This is a genomic window from Pseudomonas sp. ICMP 561, assembly GCF_002699985.1.
Taxonomy (GTDB): Bacteria; Pseudomonadota; Gammaproteobacteria; order Pseudomonadales; family Pseudomonadaceae; genus Aquipseudomonas; species Aquipseudomonas quasicaspiana.
On sequence record NZ_LKBT01000003.1, the window covers coordinates 53,441 to 65,971 of the forward strand.

General features: G+C 58.9%; 11 protein-coding genes and 1 riboswitch. Of the genes, 6 read left to right on the forward strand and 5 right to left on the reverse strand.

The window, feature by feature from the left end:
* Positions 1-27: 27 nt before the first annotated feature.
* The 3 genes from AO242_RS03770 to AO242_RS03780 are packed head-to-tail and all read right to left on the reverse strand — an operon-like array spanning position 28 to position 2,397.
* Complete coding sequence (locus AO242_RS03770) at positions 28-843, reverse strand: aldo/keto reductase (RefSeq protein ID WP_099267742.1); 816 nt, start codon at positions 841-843, stop codon at positions 28-30.
* Positions 840-2,015, reverse strand: coding sequence for an NAD(P)/FAD-dependent oxidoreductase (locus AO242_RS03775; RefSeq protein WP_099267743.1), 1,176 nt, complete (start codon positions 2,013-2,015; stop codon positions 840-842). The genes AO242_RS03770 and AO242_RS03775 overlap by 4 nt, the downstream gene beginning before the upstream one ends.
* A gap of 49 nt (positions 2,016-2,064) precedes the next feature.
* Entirely contained in the window at positions 2,065-2,397 is a 333-nt protein-coding gene (locus AO242_RS03780; protein ID WP_027901181.1) for a DMT family transporter, read from the reverse strand.
* Between the two features lie 95 nt (positions 2,398-2,492).
* Here AO242_RS03780 and AO242_RS03785 point away from each other — a divergent pair, with 95 nt between their 5' ends.
* Both AO242_RS03785 and waaA read left to right on the forward strand, forming a co-directional pair.
* Positions 2,493-3,377, forward strand: coding sequence for a LysR family transcriptional regulator (locus tag AO242_RS03785; protein WP_099267744.1), 885 nt, complete (start codon positions 2,493-2,495; stop codon positions 3,375-3,377).
* Between the two features lie 14 nt (positions 3,378-3,391).
* Positions 3,392-4,666, forward strand: a complete 1,275-nt coding sequence (waaA, locus tag AO242_RS03790; protein WP_099267745.1) for a lipid IV(A) 3-deoxy-D-manno-octulosonic acid transferase — start codon at positions 3,392-3,394, stop codon at positions 4,664-4,666.
* 611 nt (positions 4,667-5,277) lie between these two features.
* Here waaA and AO242_RS03795 read toward each other — a convergent pair.
* Complete coding sequence (locus AO242_RS03795) at positions 5,278-6,717, reverse strand: TolC family outer membrane protein (RefSeq protein WP_099267746.1); 1,440 nt, start codon at positions 6,715-6,717, stop codon at positions 5,278-5,280.
* A 156-nt stretch (positions 6,718-6,873) separates the two neighbouring features.
* Positions 6,874-6,978, forward strand: a riboswitch (TPP riboswitch).
* A 169-nt stretch (positions 6,979-7,147) separates the two neighbouring features.
* Here AO242_RS03795 and thiC point away from each other — a divergent pair.
* Positions 7,148-9,037, forward strand: a complete 1,890-nt coding sequence (thiC, locus tag AO242_RS03800) for a phosphomethylpyrimidine synthase ThiC (RefSeq protein ID WP_099267747.1) — start codon at positions 7,148-7,150, stop codon at positions 9,035-9,037.
* A 139-nt stretch (positions 9,038-9,176) separates the two neighbouring features.
* On the forward strand, positions 9,177-10,445 hold the full coding sequence (cytX, locus tag AO242_RS03805) for a putative hydroxymethylpyrimidine transporter CytX (RefSeq protein ID WP_099267748.1): 1,269 nt from the start codon (positions 9,177-9,179) through the stop codon (positions 10,443-10,445).
* Between the two features lie 5 nt (positions 10,446-10,450).
* On the opposite strand, the gene AO242_RS03810 is transcribed toward cytX, so the two are convergent.
* The gene (locus tag AO242_RS03810) at positions 10,451-11,197 is read right to left on the reverse strand and encodes an RsiV family protein (RefSeq protein ID WP_099267749.1); all 747 of its coding nucleotides are present in this window, start codon (positions 11,195-11,197) and stop codon (positions 10,451-10,453) included.
* A 210-nt stretch (positions 11,198-11,407) separates the two neighbouring features.
* On the opposite strand from AO242_RS03810, the gene AO242_RS03815 reads away from it, so the two are divergent.
* Both AO242_RS03815 and AO242_RS03820 read left to right on the forward strand, forming a co-directional pair.
* The gene (locus AO242_RS03815; RefSeq protein ID WP_099267750.1) at positions 11,408-12,025 is read left to right on the forward strand and encodes an NUDIX domain-containing protein; all 618 of its coding nucleotides are present in this window, start codon (positions 11,408-11,410) and stop codon (positions 12,023-12,025) included.
* Positions 12,016-12,468 (forward strand): DUF1249 domain-containing protein, encoded by a 453-nt coding sequence (locus AO242_RS03820; RefSeq protein WP_099267751.1) that lies wholly within the window; start codon positions 12,016-12,018, stop codon positions 12,466-12,468. Before AO242_RS03815 ends, AO242_RS03820 begins: the two co-directional genes overlap by 10 nt.
* The last annotated feature ends 63 nt before the right edge of the window (positions 12,469-12,531 follow it).

Below are 12,531 nucleotides of genomic sequence, written 5' to 3' on the forward strand. Positions count from 1 at the left end.
TTCTTGCGTTGGGGTCGGCCGCCTACATCAGGCTGGACGGCGAATCACGGCAGCGGCTGTCGCTACGTTATGGACCAGATGCATCGGGTTTATTGTCCCGACAATAGCACTGGCAACACCCGGATGGGCAAACAGCAATTCGAAACTGGCTTGCACGGCATCAACGCCAGGTCTCAGGCAGACATGACCACTCGCGAGCGCTTTTTTGACCAGAATGGCCTTGCCGTGGGCAGCAGCGTAGTCGAGCACTGGCTTTTCGCCCTGCTCGGAGAGGTTGTAAGTGACCATCGCGCAGTCGCCGTCGCGCAATGCCAGCAGGCCCCCTTCGACGGTTTTGCCGGAAAAGCCGAAGCCGCGAATCTTGCCTTCGCGCTTGAGGTCAGCCAGGGTTTGGTAGACCTCCGTGTCGTTAAGAATCGCCAGGTCGTTGCCGTCGGAATGCACGAGTACCAGATCGATAAAATCGGTTTCCAGACGTTTCAGGCTGCGCTCTATTGAGGTCCGAGTGTGCCCGGCGCTGAAGTCGTGGCTCGATTCACCGCTTTCGAACTCCTCACCGACCTTGCTGACAATTACCCAGTCCTGCCGCTGACCGCGCAACAACGGGCCGAGGCGTTCTTCACTGGTGCCGTAGGCGGGGGCGGTGTCGATCAGGTTGATGCCCATGTCCCGGGCCATCTTGAGCAGCATTTGCGCTTGTTGATCGTCAGGGATGGTGAAACCATTGGGGTATTTGACGCCTTGATCACGGCCCAGTTTGACCGTGCCAAGACCCAGCGGCGATACGCTGATACCGGTGCTGCCCAGCGGGCGATGCAGTTCGTGAAGGGTCTTTACGCTCATGGCAGCAGTTGATCCCAGACAGGTATGGCCAACGGTGGTTTGGGCAGATCGCTTAGCGATGGCTGCGGCGTCGGGTGGATTTCGTCGAGGGACAGTGCTGCCATCACTCGATCAGAAAAGTCCGGGGCCAGAGCCAGCTTTGTCGGCCAGCCCACCATCAGGCGATTCTGCACACTGAGGAATGCGTTATCAGGACGGACCAGTCCGGATTGTGCCGGTTCTGCTCGATCAACCCGCAACGTCGCCCACTCGACTTCACTGAGATCAATCCAGGGCAGCAAAGTGCCCAGTTCTTTTTTCACCGCAGCGATTTGCTGTGCAGGATCACGGGCCACGCCATCGGCCTCGGCCACATCACCCCCCACGTACCATACCCATTGACCGTTGGCGGCTGGATGAGTCGTCACAGTCAACCGCGGCTTGGGTCCGCCGCCCAGACAGTGAGCGTAAAGGGGCTTCAGGCTCGCGCCCTTGGCGAACACCATGTGCAAGGGGCGACGTTGCATGGCGGGTTGCGCCACGCCAAGCTTTTTCAGCAGGTCAGCGTTGCCTGCACCGGCGCATAGCACTACGCGCTGAGCGAAAATATCCCGCCCGTCGACGCGCATGCCCACCAGCTCCTGACCTTCAAACAACGGTTCCAGCGCCTGACCGGCCAGCAGGCTACCGTCGGCCAGTTCAGCCAGTCGCTCTATCAGGCTTGGCACATCAATGACCAGTTCAGCCAGACGATAAACCTTGCCCTTGAATTTCGGGTTTTGCAGGGCGGGCGGAAGATCCGTGCCTTTGACTTGATCGACACGGCCGCGCACGGCCTTGCTGGCAAAGAAGCTGGTGAGGTTGCCCGCCAGGGTGCCGGGCGACCAGAGGTAATGGGCCTGGGAGAGTACACGTACGCCGCTGAGGTCCAGCTCGCCGGTACCGGCCAACGCTTCACGCCAGCGGCGCGGCATGTCAGCGATTGCTTCCGATGCACCTGACAGCGCGCCATGCAGGGCGTATTTGGCACCGCCGTGGATGATCCCCTGGGATTTGAGGCTTTGCCCCCCGCCGAGGCTGGCATTTTCGATCAGGACAGTCGAGTACCCCTGGCCGCGCAGTCGGGCATTGAGCCAGAGGCCAGCAACGCCGGCACCGACGATCAGGACGTCAGTGGAAATTACGGAAGGCATGAACACCTCTGTGGCCGAAAGAATGCGGCCATTATAGAGGAACGCGTTTTCAATGCCCGGCGGTTTTCGAAAACAACTGAATCACGACGACGCCCAGAACGATCATGCCCATGCCAAGCATGGCGGGAATGTCGAGTTTCTGCCCGTAGATGAAGTACGCAGCGACACTGACCATGACAATCCCCATGCCCGCCCAGACGGCATAGGCTACTCCCACCGGAATCGTGCGGACCACCAGAATCAGCATCCAGAAGGCGATGGCGTAGCCGCAGATCACCAGCAGTAACGGGATTGGCGTGCTCAAGCCTTTGACGGCTTTCATGGAAATGGTGCCGATGACTTCAGCGCATATGGCGATGGCCAGCAGGTAGTAGGCAGGCATAACGGTAACTCCTCTTCATATGTCGGACATTCTTCGCCACCGGTGAGATGGGGTAAAGTCATTACCTATCGGTATTAGAGATAGGTCGCCAAACCATGCAGTGGAATCTTGAGCAAATGCGCCTGTTCGTCAGTGTGGCTGAGCAGCGTTCGTTTTCTGCGGTCGCGCGGGATATGCGCAGAGCTCAGTCGGCCGTCAGCAGTGCAATCGCCATGCTGGAGTCTGACTTGGGTGTGAGCCTGTTCGAGCGCAGCAGTGGTCGTCAGCCCCGTTTGACCGAGGCGGGTGCCGCATTACTTGAAGAGGCCCGTGAGTTGCTGCGCCAATGCGAGCGTATCGACGGACGCGCGCTGGCGCTGATGCGCGGGCAGGAGGCGCAATTACGCGTTGCCCATGATGAGGCCATGCCTTATCAGCCTGTGCTCGACAGTCTGGAGGCGCTGTCTGAGCGCTTTCCGACCCTTGAAGTTCAGCTGGCCAGCGGCGCTCAGGGCGACGTCGCACGCAAATTGCTGGAGCGGCGGGCTGATCTGGGGTTGCTGTTTCATCACGAGCAGATGCCCACCGAGTTGGAGCGCAGAGGGCTGGGCGGGGTGGAAATGGTTACCGTGTGCGCGGTGGATCATCCACTGGCTCGGGAGGGGCGCGTCACCCGGCAACAACTGGCGCGGCATCGGCAATTATTGATTGCTCCGCAACAAAGCGGTTATCCCGGTGGTGAGCAGTTGAGCCCGCAGGTCTGGCGGGCCGACAGTTTTTATGTGATGGCCGAGCTGTTGATGCGCGGCCTGGGTTGGGCCTGGCTACCCCGACATGTGGTGCAGTATCCAACCTATCAACATCAGATGATCGAACTGCTCAGTGAGTGGACGCCGCCACCCTTGGTGGTGGAAATGGTCTGGCGACGTGACGAGCCCCTGGGCCCGGCTGCGCAGTGGCTGTCAGAAAGTTTTGCCCGGCATTTGCGGGCCATTGGCTGATAAACTCCGCGCCCATGAATAGAACCTTATATACCTTGCTGTTTCATATCGGCCTGCCATTGGTGGCCGTTCGACTGTGGCTGCGAGCACGCAAGGCACCGGCCTATCGCCAGCGAATCGGTGAGCGTTTCGCTCTGGGCTTGCCAGCCATGCAGCCGGGCGGCATCTGGGTGCATGCGGTGTCGGTGGGCGAAAGCATTGCTGCTGCGCCGATGATTCGTGCGCTGCTCGCCGCTTATCCACAGCTGCCGATCACGATCACCTGCATGACGCCCACCGGTTCGGAGCGGATCAAGGCCATGTTTGCCAACGAGCCGCGCATTCAGCATTGCTACCTGCCTTATGACTTGCCATGGGCAGCGGGTCGCTTTCTTGATCATGTGCGACCAGTGCTTGGCGTGATCATGGAGACCGAGCTATGGCCTAACCATATTCATCAGTGTGCCAAGCGCGGCATCCCGGTTGCTTTGGCCAATGCGCGGCTGTCCGAGCGCTCGGCGCGGGGTTATGCACGGTTTGCCAAATTGACCCGGCCGATGCTGGAAGAGATGAACTGGTTCGCGGTGCAGACCGAGACTGAAGCGCAGCGTTTTCGGGATTTGGGTGCACGTCCTGAATGCGTGGCCGTCACCGGTTCGATCAAGTTTGACCTGACGATTGATCCACAATTGCTGACCCATGCCGCGCAGTTACGCGAAGAATGGCAGGCGACTGAGCGCCCTCTCTGGATCGCGGCCAGCACCCATGCGGGTGAGGATGAAATTGTTCTGGCGGCTCATCGGCAATTGCTGAGCAGCCATCCCGATGCACTGCTGGTTTTGGTGCCGCGCCATCCGGAGCGTTTTAACAGCGTGCATGATCTTGTCGTGCAGCAAGGTTTTGCGACGGTGCGTCGTTCATCCGGTCAGCCAGTGACAGCGCAGACCTCGGTGCTGGTGGGCGACACCATGGGAGAACTTCTGTTTCTCTATGCCTTGGCCGACATTGCTTTTGTTGGTGGCAGTCTGGTGTCTAACGGCGGCCACAACCTGCTGGAACCTGCCGCGTTGGCCAAGCCTGTTTTGAGCGGCCCGCACCTGTTCAATTTCCTCGAGATCGCCGCGATGTTGCGCAATGCCGAGGCGTTGATCGAATGCCGCGATGCAGCGAGTCTTTCGGCCGCTGTGCAGCAACTGTTCGACCAGCCGCAAAAGGCGCGCGATATGGCACAAGCAGGGTTGGCGGTTATGAAGGCTAATCAAGGCGCATTAAAGCGATTGCTGGATGGGCTTGGCCGCCTTCCAGGGTAGGAGGCAACTTGTTGGCGAGAGGGGCTGACGCGTTGATTCAGGCGCACCGTCTCGCGAACAAGTTCGCTCCTACCGCAGTTGCGTGGCGAGGCAGGCTTGGCGAAATGCCGACTCGGTGATTCAGGCACGCCGCGTTCAAAGGTAGGAGGCAACTTGTTGGCGATTAGGGGGTGACGCGGTGATTCAGGTGCACCGTCTCGCGAACAAGTTCGCTCCTACCGCAGTTGCGTGGCGAGGCAGGCTTGGCGAAATGCCGACTCGGTGATTCAGGCACGCCGCGTTCAAAGGTAGGAGGCAACTTGTTGGCGATTAGGGGGTGACGCGGTGATTCAGGTGCACCGTCTCGCGAACAAGTTCGCTCCTACCGCAGTTGCGTGGCGAGGCAGGCTTGGCGAAATGCCGACTCGGTGATTCAGGCACGCCGCGTTCAAAGGTAGGAGGCAACTTGTTGGCGATTAGGGGGTGACGCGGTGATTCAGGTGCACCGTCTCGCGAACAAGTTCGCTCCTACCGCAGCGGTGCGGTGGGGCTGGCTTAAGGTGTTGCCTCGTGCTTTTCTGTAGGTGCTCGTGCGCTCCTACAGATTTCCGTTTGCTGCTCGACAGTGATATCTACCGCTGCGGCGGTCTTTCGAAATTTTTCTTCGCGGCCGCGGCAAGATCCGGCGGCAAGAAGTCTTTGTCCGGGTTGTAGTCGGCTTTCAGGTAGCGTGACAAATCCTGCAAGTCGCCAGGATTCAACGTTCCCGCCGCTTGCTTCAAGCGCAGGTTGTCGAGGATGTAGTCATAGCGGGTGTTGTTGTAATCGCGCACCGAGGCGTACAACTGGCGCTGGGCATCCAGAACGTCGACGATGTTGCGAGTTCCCACCTGATAGCCGATTTCCGTGGCTTCCAATGCGCTCTGGTTAGAGATGATTGACTGCTTGCGAGCCTGAACCTGCTCCACATCGGTGTTTACTGCGCGGTGCAGGTTGCGGGTGTTCTCCACCACCTGGCGACGCAAACCTTCGCGACGTTGCTCACTCTGGCTCAGTCTTGAATACGCTTCTCGAACTTGCGAGCTGGTCAGGCCACCGCTGTAGATCGGGATATTCAGCTGCACACCAATGCTGCGCTGCTCCACGTCGCCACGGTAATTCTGCCCCGTGTAGTTCGGATTGCTGAAGCCCAGCGCATCGTTATCGCCGCGCTTGTATTGAGCCACCGCATCAAGGGTCGGAGCGTGCCCGGCCTTGCGCTGACGCAAGGTTTCTTCTGCGGCGTTAACTGCGTAATTGCTGGCCAGCAGGTTGAGGTTCTGCTGCGCGGCCGTATCAACCCAGGCTTTCGCGTCGTTGGGCATTGGCGCCAGAATCGGCAACGTGTGGACGATCCCTTCAATGGAGTTGTACTCACGATTGGTCAACGTCACCAAGGCCTGAAAAGCATCATCCACCTGACGTTTGGCAACGATCCGGCTGGCCCGGGCAGTGTCATAGCTCGCCTGAGCCTGCAACACGTCGGTCTTGTCGGAAAGCCCAACGTCGAAGCGCTCATTGGCTTGATCCAGCTGACGTTTGAAGGCTGCTTCTTCTGCTTTGGTCGAGGCCAGGTTGTCCTGGGCGCGCAGCACGGTGAAGTAACTTTGCGCGCTCTGCAGAATCAGGTTCTGCTCGGTGGCTGAGAGTTCGAGCGCTGCCTGTTCATCGACTGCTTCGGCAGCCTGCAACTGGAACCAGCGGTCTGCACGGAAAATCGGTTGGCTCAGCGTCGCCTGATACACCGTGCCGCTGCGGGTGGCAATGGCGTTGGGTTGGTCGATGCTGGTGCGGGTATTGTTGACGTCGGCACCGGCAGACAGGTTCGGCAGCAAGCCGGCGCGGGCCTGCGGTACAACTTCCTTGCGAGCGGCATAATCGGCGCGTGCTGCTGCAAGATCGGCGTTGTTGTCGACAGCTTCCTGGTAAACACTGACCAGCCCGGTTTTGGTCGGCAGCGGCATGTCGGCTGCCCAGGCAATCGAACTGCAGGCACATGACACGGCAATGGCCAATGAAAGTTTGTGCAGCATGGGGCGTTCCCTGTTCATGATTATGGTGCCAGTCCGATTCGAAGAAGCTGGCTTGCGAGTGTAGAGGCTGGGGGCCGTGGCAACAATCAGGCAGGCCATTTATCCAGCGTTTGAAAACGCGCTTGGCGTTCCGGGCTCGTCGCGACTAGACTGGCGACGTTCTTGTCGGGGTGCCTTGCTTTGAGGCTGAGATCGGTTAAACCGGATCCCGTTGAACCTGATCAGGTTAGCGCCTGCGTAGGGAACAAGATTTCTCGTCTCCCGGCGAGTCCTCTTGAGTGTCGTCCGGGGTCGATGGTTCATTTCTGAAAGCCTTGAAATGAATCAACACTCTCCGCTCGATACTCAGCACCAGTCTTGGTGCGTCTTTCCGTCTTCAGGTTCGCTCCGACAATTAATCCGCCGCTGGATGATGTCTGGAGAGCCCGTGATGAGTACAAATCCAAAAAATGCCGCCAACCTGAGTGAGTCCGCACAAGTCGACTCTGGATCGGTGCAGCCGTTTACCCGCTCGCAAAAAATCTATGTTCAGGGCTCTCGCCCCGACATCCGCGTGCCCATGCGCGAAATTACCCTGGATGTGACGCCGACCGATTTTGGCGGCGAAATCAACGCGCCGGTGACGGTGTATGACACGTCGGGTCCTTACACTGACCCGAACGTCATCATTGATGTGCGCAAAGGCCTGGCTGACGTACGTTCGCCGTGGATCGACGCGCGCAACGACACCGAGCGTCTCGACGGCCTGACGTCGAACTTCGGCCAGCAGCGACTGGCCGATGCCGAGCTGACCCGTCTGCGTTTCGCCCACGTACGCAACCCTCGTCGAGCCAAGGCCGGGGCCAACGTGAGCCAGATGCATTACGCGCGTCAGGGCATCATCACGGCGGAGATGGAATACGTCGCCATCCGCGAAAATATGAAGCTGCAAGAAGCCCGTGCTGCCGGTCTGCTCACTCAGCAACACGCCGGGCATAGCTTCGGCGCGAACATCCCCAAAGAAATCACCGCTGAGTTCGTGCGCGAAGAAATCGCTCGCGGTCGCGCAATCATCCCGGCCAACATCAACCACACCGAGCTGGAGCCGATGATCATTGGCCGCAACTTCCTGGTGAAGATCAACGGCAACATCGGCAACAGCGCGCTGGGTTCGTCCATTGAAGAAGAAGTCGCCAAACTGACCTGGGGTATCCGCTGGGGCTCGGACACGGTCATGGACTTGTCCACGGGCAAACACATTCACGAAACCCGCGAGTGGATCATCCGTAACTCGCCGGTGCCGATCGGTACGGTGCCGATCTATCAGGCGCTGGAAAAAGTTGGCGGCGCCGCCGAAGACCTGACGTGGGAGCTGTTCCGCGACACGCTGATCGAGCAGGCGGAGCAGGGCGTCGATTACTTCACGATTCACGCCGGCGTATTGCTGCGCTACGTGCCACTGACGGCCAAACGCGTCACCGGTATCGTCAGCCGTGGCGGTTCGATCATGGCCAAGTGGTGCCTGGCGCACCACAAAGAGAACTTCCTCTACACGCACTTTGAAGACATCTGCGAAATCATGAAGGCCTACGACGTCAGCTTCTCGCTGGGCGATGGCTTGCGTCCGGGATCAATTGCCGATGCCAACGACGCCGCGCAATTCGGTGAGCTGGAAACTCTGGGTGAACTGACCAAAATCGCCTGGAAGCACGACGTGCAGACCATGATCGAAGGCCCGGGCCATGTGCCGATGCAGTTGATCAAAGAGAACATGGACAAGCAGCTGGAGTGCTGTGACGAAGCGCCGTTCTACACCCTCGGCCCGCTGACCACGGATATTGCGCCGGGTTACGACCACATCACCTCGGGTATTGGTGCGGCGATGATCGGCTGGTTCGGTTGCGCGATGCTTTGTTACGTCACGCCCAAAGAGCATTTGGGGTTGCCGAACAAGGATGACGTGAAGACCGGGATCATCACCTACAAGATCGCGGCGCATGCGGCTGACCTTGCCAAGGGCCATCCGGGCGCGCAGATCCGCGATAACGCACTGAGCAAGGCGCGTTTTGAATTCCGCTGGGAAGACCAGTTCAACCTTGGTCTGGACCCGGACACCGCACGTTCGTATCACGACGAAACCTTGCCAAAAGACTCCGCCAAGGTCGCGCATTTCTGCTCCATGTGCGGGCCGAAATTCTGCTCGATGAAAATCACTCAGGAAGTGCGTGAGTACGCGGCTAACCAGAAGATTGAAGCCATTGACCTGGACGTCGCCCAAGGGCTGGCGGAACAGGCCGAGCGCTTCAAGCAGGAAGGCAGCCAGCTTTACAAAAAAGTGTGATTTGAAGCTGGCAGAGGTCTTGGTAGGAGCGAACTTGTTCGCGAGGCGGCTTAAGGGTTTCACATTAAATCGCCTCGCGAACAAGTTCGCTCCTACCGGGATTCATCGCCTTTACATGTGTTCCTTCTGGACTAAAGCCATGACCACCCCCAGCACCTACTCACCCGATTCCCCTGTTCCCGCAGAAAAGCGCGTCTTCGGCGGGCGTGATCTGTTTTCTCTGTGGTTTTCCCTCGGCATTGGTCTTATGGTCCTGCAAACCGGCGCGCTGTTGGCGCCAGGGCTGGGCCTGTCGGGTTCGTTGATGGCGATCTTCCTTGGCACGCTGGTGGGCGTATTGCTGCTGGCCGCGGTCGGCGTGATCGGCAGCGACACCGGTTTGTCGTCCATGGCCGCGCTGAAAGTCAGCCTGGGTAGCAAAGGCGCCTCACTGCCCGCGCTGCTCAACCTGTTGCAGTTGATCGGTTGGGGTTCGTTCGAAATCATCGTCATGCGCGATGCCGCCAGTCTGCTGGGCACCCGCGCTTTTGGCGAAGGCAGCCCGTGGACCAGTCCGCTGCTCTGGACCTTGTTCTTCGGTGGACTGGCGACATTGCTGGCGGTCAGTGGCCCGCTGACGTTTGTTCGACAGATTCTGCGTAAGTGGGGCATCTGGCTGTTGCTGGCGGCTTGCCTGTGGCTGACCTGGAATCTGTTCGCCAAGGCTGATCTGGCCGCGCTTTGGGCGCAGGCCGGTGACGGATCTTTGCCCTTTGCGGTGGGCTTTGACATTGCTATCGCCATGCCGCTGTCATGGCTGCCACTGATTGCCGATTACTCACGCTTCGGCAAGCGCGCAAAAAACGTCTTCGGCGGCACCGCGCTGGGGTTCTTCATCGGTAATTTCTGGCTGATGAGCCTGGGCGTCGCTTACACCCTGGCATTCGCGCCGAGTGGGGAAGTCAATGCGCTGTTGCTGGCGCTGGCAGGGGCGGGATTGGGGATTCCATTACTGCTGATCCTGCTCGACGAGTCGGAAAACGCTTTTGCCGATATTCACTCGGCGGCAGTGTCCAGCGGGATGCTTTCAGGGCTGAAAGTCGAGCATCTGGCGCTAGCGATTGGCGTGATCTGCACGCTGATTGCCTGCTTTGCACCCTTGGCGCAGTATCAGAACTTCCTGCTGCTCATCGGCTCGGTATTCGCGCCGTTGTTTGGCGTGGTGCTGGTGGATCACTTTGTGCTGCGAGGACGCAAAAGCCGGGCGGCTAATGTCGAGTTTCACTGGATGACCTTGTTGGCCTGGCTAGGCGGAGTCAGCACCTATCACTTGCTGGCCAATCTTTATCCGGATATCGGCGCAACACTGCCAGCGCTCATCGTCGCTGGCGTGCTGCAGTTGTTGCTGGGTAAAAAAGTTGCCGGGTAAGAACCTCAACCGCGACCGGGGAACAGCTCCGGTTTGAGGATGCCATTGAGCTGTGGATAAGGAATCTTCAGCTCGATGTGGCCCATGGAGTAAGGCGCGATAGTGTCCACCTGATACTTGAGGATGAACGCGCCGTACGTCAGGGCGATGTGCGGAGTACGTTTGAACGGCCAGGTTTTCATGAACTCAGGGTCTTCGTTCATTTTGGTCGACAACAACCAGCCCTGATGCGCCAGTTCGGCCTTCTGCCAGAACTCGCCTTCCTTGCCCGGCACAATCATGTCGGCCAGGGTCAGCACTTTCTCTTGCGGACGTGAATAGTTGATGAACGCGCGACCTGGAGCGCCGTGTGCGCCGCCGGTCTCCAGATAGCTGGACAGTTCGACGACTACGATACCGTCATGTTGCTCGCGTACCTTGGCTTGCAAATAGCTGGCGTTGCGGCCTTGGGAATCACGCAGGTATTGCTCTTGATACGCTTTGAGCGAGACCGGCAGCGGTCCGCTGGAATCTGTGCGAGTCAGTTGCAGCAGGGTCTTCTGCACGATGGCGTCCAGCTTGGGCTCATCGGGGAAGTGCACGGTGTCGATATTCACCAGCGGGCAATCGGCGGCGGTACAGCCCGGCTTGATCAGCTCGGACGCATCGCGCTGCACTTGCAGGGGCGCACGGTAATTGGGTTGGAGCAGGCTCTGACACGCGCCCAGCATAAGTGCCAGGCAGGCCAGTGAAGCGATCCTCAATAACGACATGTTGATCCTTTGCGGTGGCAATGAAGACGGTTACGTTGTTCGAGTTCAGGCTGCTTGGACTGCAAACGGTGGCATCGGTTCGCCGCTGGGCGGATTAGAGTTCGTTTCGCCATCACCCGTCTACCCTGCATGTTCAAGAGGGGGCTGCATCTGGTTGGCGATGCGCGTTAGGATGGCGTCACGTCACGATTTACCCGAAGCGAGAGCCCAATGACCGACCCGACCCGATCGACCCCGACAGCGTTTGAAATCACCAAACGGGAAAACTGCTTTCAGGGCTTTTATAGACTGGACAAAGTGATCCTGCGTCACGAGCTGTTTGCCGGTGGCCTGGGCAAGGAGATCAGTCGCGAGCTGTTCGTGCGCCACGACGCGGTGTGTGTCCTGCCTTATGACGCCAAACGTGACGAAGTGGTCTTGATCGAGCAGTTTCGCGTTGGTGCGCTGAACAAGACTGCCAACCCTTGGCTGATTGAGCTGGTCGCCGGTTTGATCGACAAAGATGAGCAGCCTGAAGAGGTTGCCCACCGTGAGGCAGAAGAGGAAGCTGATATCGTCTTCAGCGCTTTGTGGCCTATCACTAAATACTTTCCGTCGCCGGGTGGCAGCGATGAGTTCGTTCATCTGTACTTAGGGCGTTGTGAAAGCGAGGGTGCAGGGGGATTGCACGGACTGGAGTCTGAGGGCGAAGATATCCGCGTCACCGTCTGGTCGTTCGATGACGCACTGCAAGCCGTACGTGACGGGCGAATTATCAATGCTTCGACGATTATTGCGCTGCAATGGCTGGCGTTGAATCGTGCTGAAGTCAGGGGGTTATGGTCGTGAATCCATTGCGCGAGCGCTATCGTGTTGACCTCGCCGGGCTGCAAGCCGCCTGCGAGGCCAACTATGCGCGCTTGATGCGATTGTTGCCGGACATGCGCAACGAACAACGCTCACGTCGGGTGGCGGTAACCCAGGGCGATCAAATGCTCGGCGTGCTGGCGGTTGAAGTACTCCTCGATTGTCCATACACCACGACCCTGCAAGTGCGTCAGGAACACAGCCTGCCGTGGCTGCCGGTGCCCAGCCTGGAAGTCCAGGTCTACCACGACGCGCGCATGGCCGAAGTCATCGGCGCTGAACATGCGCGGCGCTTTCGGGGGATCTATCCGTATCCCAATGCGGAGATGCATCAGCCGGATGAAAAAGCCCAGTTGAATCTGTTTCTCGGCGAGTGGCTGAGCCATTGTCTCGCTTGTGGGCATGAGTTTGAGGCGGTGCGGTAAGCGTTGTATTCGTCTCGCAGCAAACGTGGTTTCCATTAAAAAATGCAAACCTTAGAATTGAAA

What these genes read in the sequence shown, in the direction of transcription:
- AO242_RS03770 (WP_099267742.1), bottom strand. Translation starts at nt 843, where the DNA reads ATGAGCGTAAAGACCCTTCACGAACTGCATCGCCCGCTGGGCAGCACC.
- AO242_RS03775 (WP_099267743.1), bottom strand. Translation starts at nt 2,015, where the DNA reads ATGCCTTCCGTAATTTCCACTGACGTCCTGATCGTCGGTGCCGGCGTT.
- AO242_RS03780 (WP_027901181.1), bottom strand. Translation starts at nt 2,397, where the DNA reads ATGCCTGCCTACTACCTGCTGGCCATCGCCATATGCGCTGAAGTCATC.
- AO242_RS03785 (WP_099267744.1), top strand. Translation starts at nt 2,493, where the DNA reads ATGCAGTGGAATCTTGAGCAAATGCGCCTGTTCGTCAGTGTGGCTGAG.
- waaA (WP_099267745.1), top strand. Translation starts at nt 3,392, where the DNA reads ATGAATAGAACCTTATATACCTTGCTGTTTCATATCGGCCTGCCATTG.
- AO242_RS03795 (WP_099267746.1), bottom strand. Translation starts at nt 6,717, where the DNA reads ATGCTGCACAAACTTTCATTGGCCATTGCCGTGTCATGTGCCTGCAGT.
- thiC (WP_099267747.1), top strand. Translation starts at nt 7,148, where the DNA reads ATGAGTACAAATCCAAAAAATGCCGCCAACCTGAGTGAGTCCGCACAA.
- cytX (WP_099267748.1), top strand. Translation starts at nt 9,177, where the DNA reads ATGACCACCCCCAGCACCTACTCACCCGATTCCCCTGTTCCCGCAGAA.
- AO242_RS03810 (WP_099267749.1), bottom strand. Translation starts at nt 11,197, where the DNA reads ATGTCGTTATTGAGGATCGCTTCACTGGCCTGCCTGGCACTTATGCTG.
- AO242_RS03815 (WP_099267750.1), top strand. Translation starts at nt 11,408, where the DNA reads ATGACCGACCCGACCCGATCGACCCCGACAGCGTTTGAAATCACCAAA.
- AO242_RS03820 (WP_099267751.1), top strand. Translation starts at nt 12,016, where the DNA reads ATGGTCGTGAATCCATTGCGCGAGCGCTATCGTGTTGACCTCGCCGGG.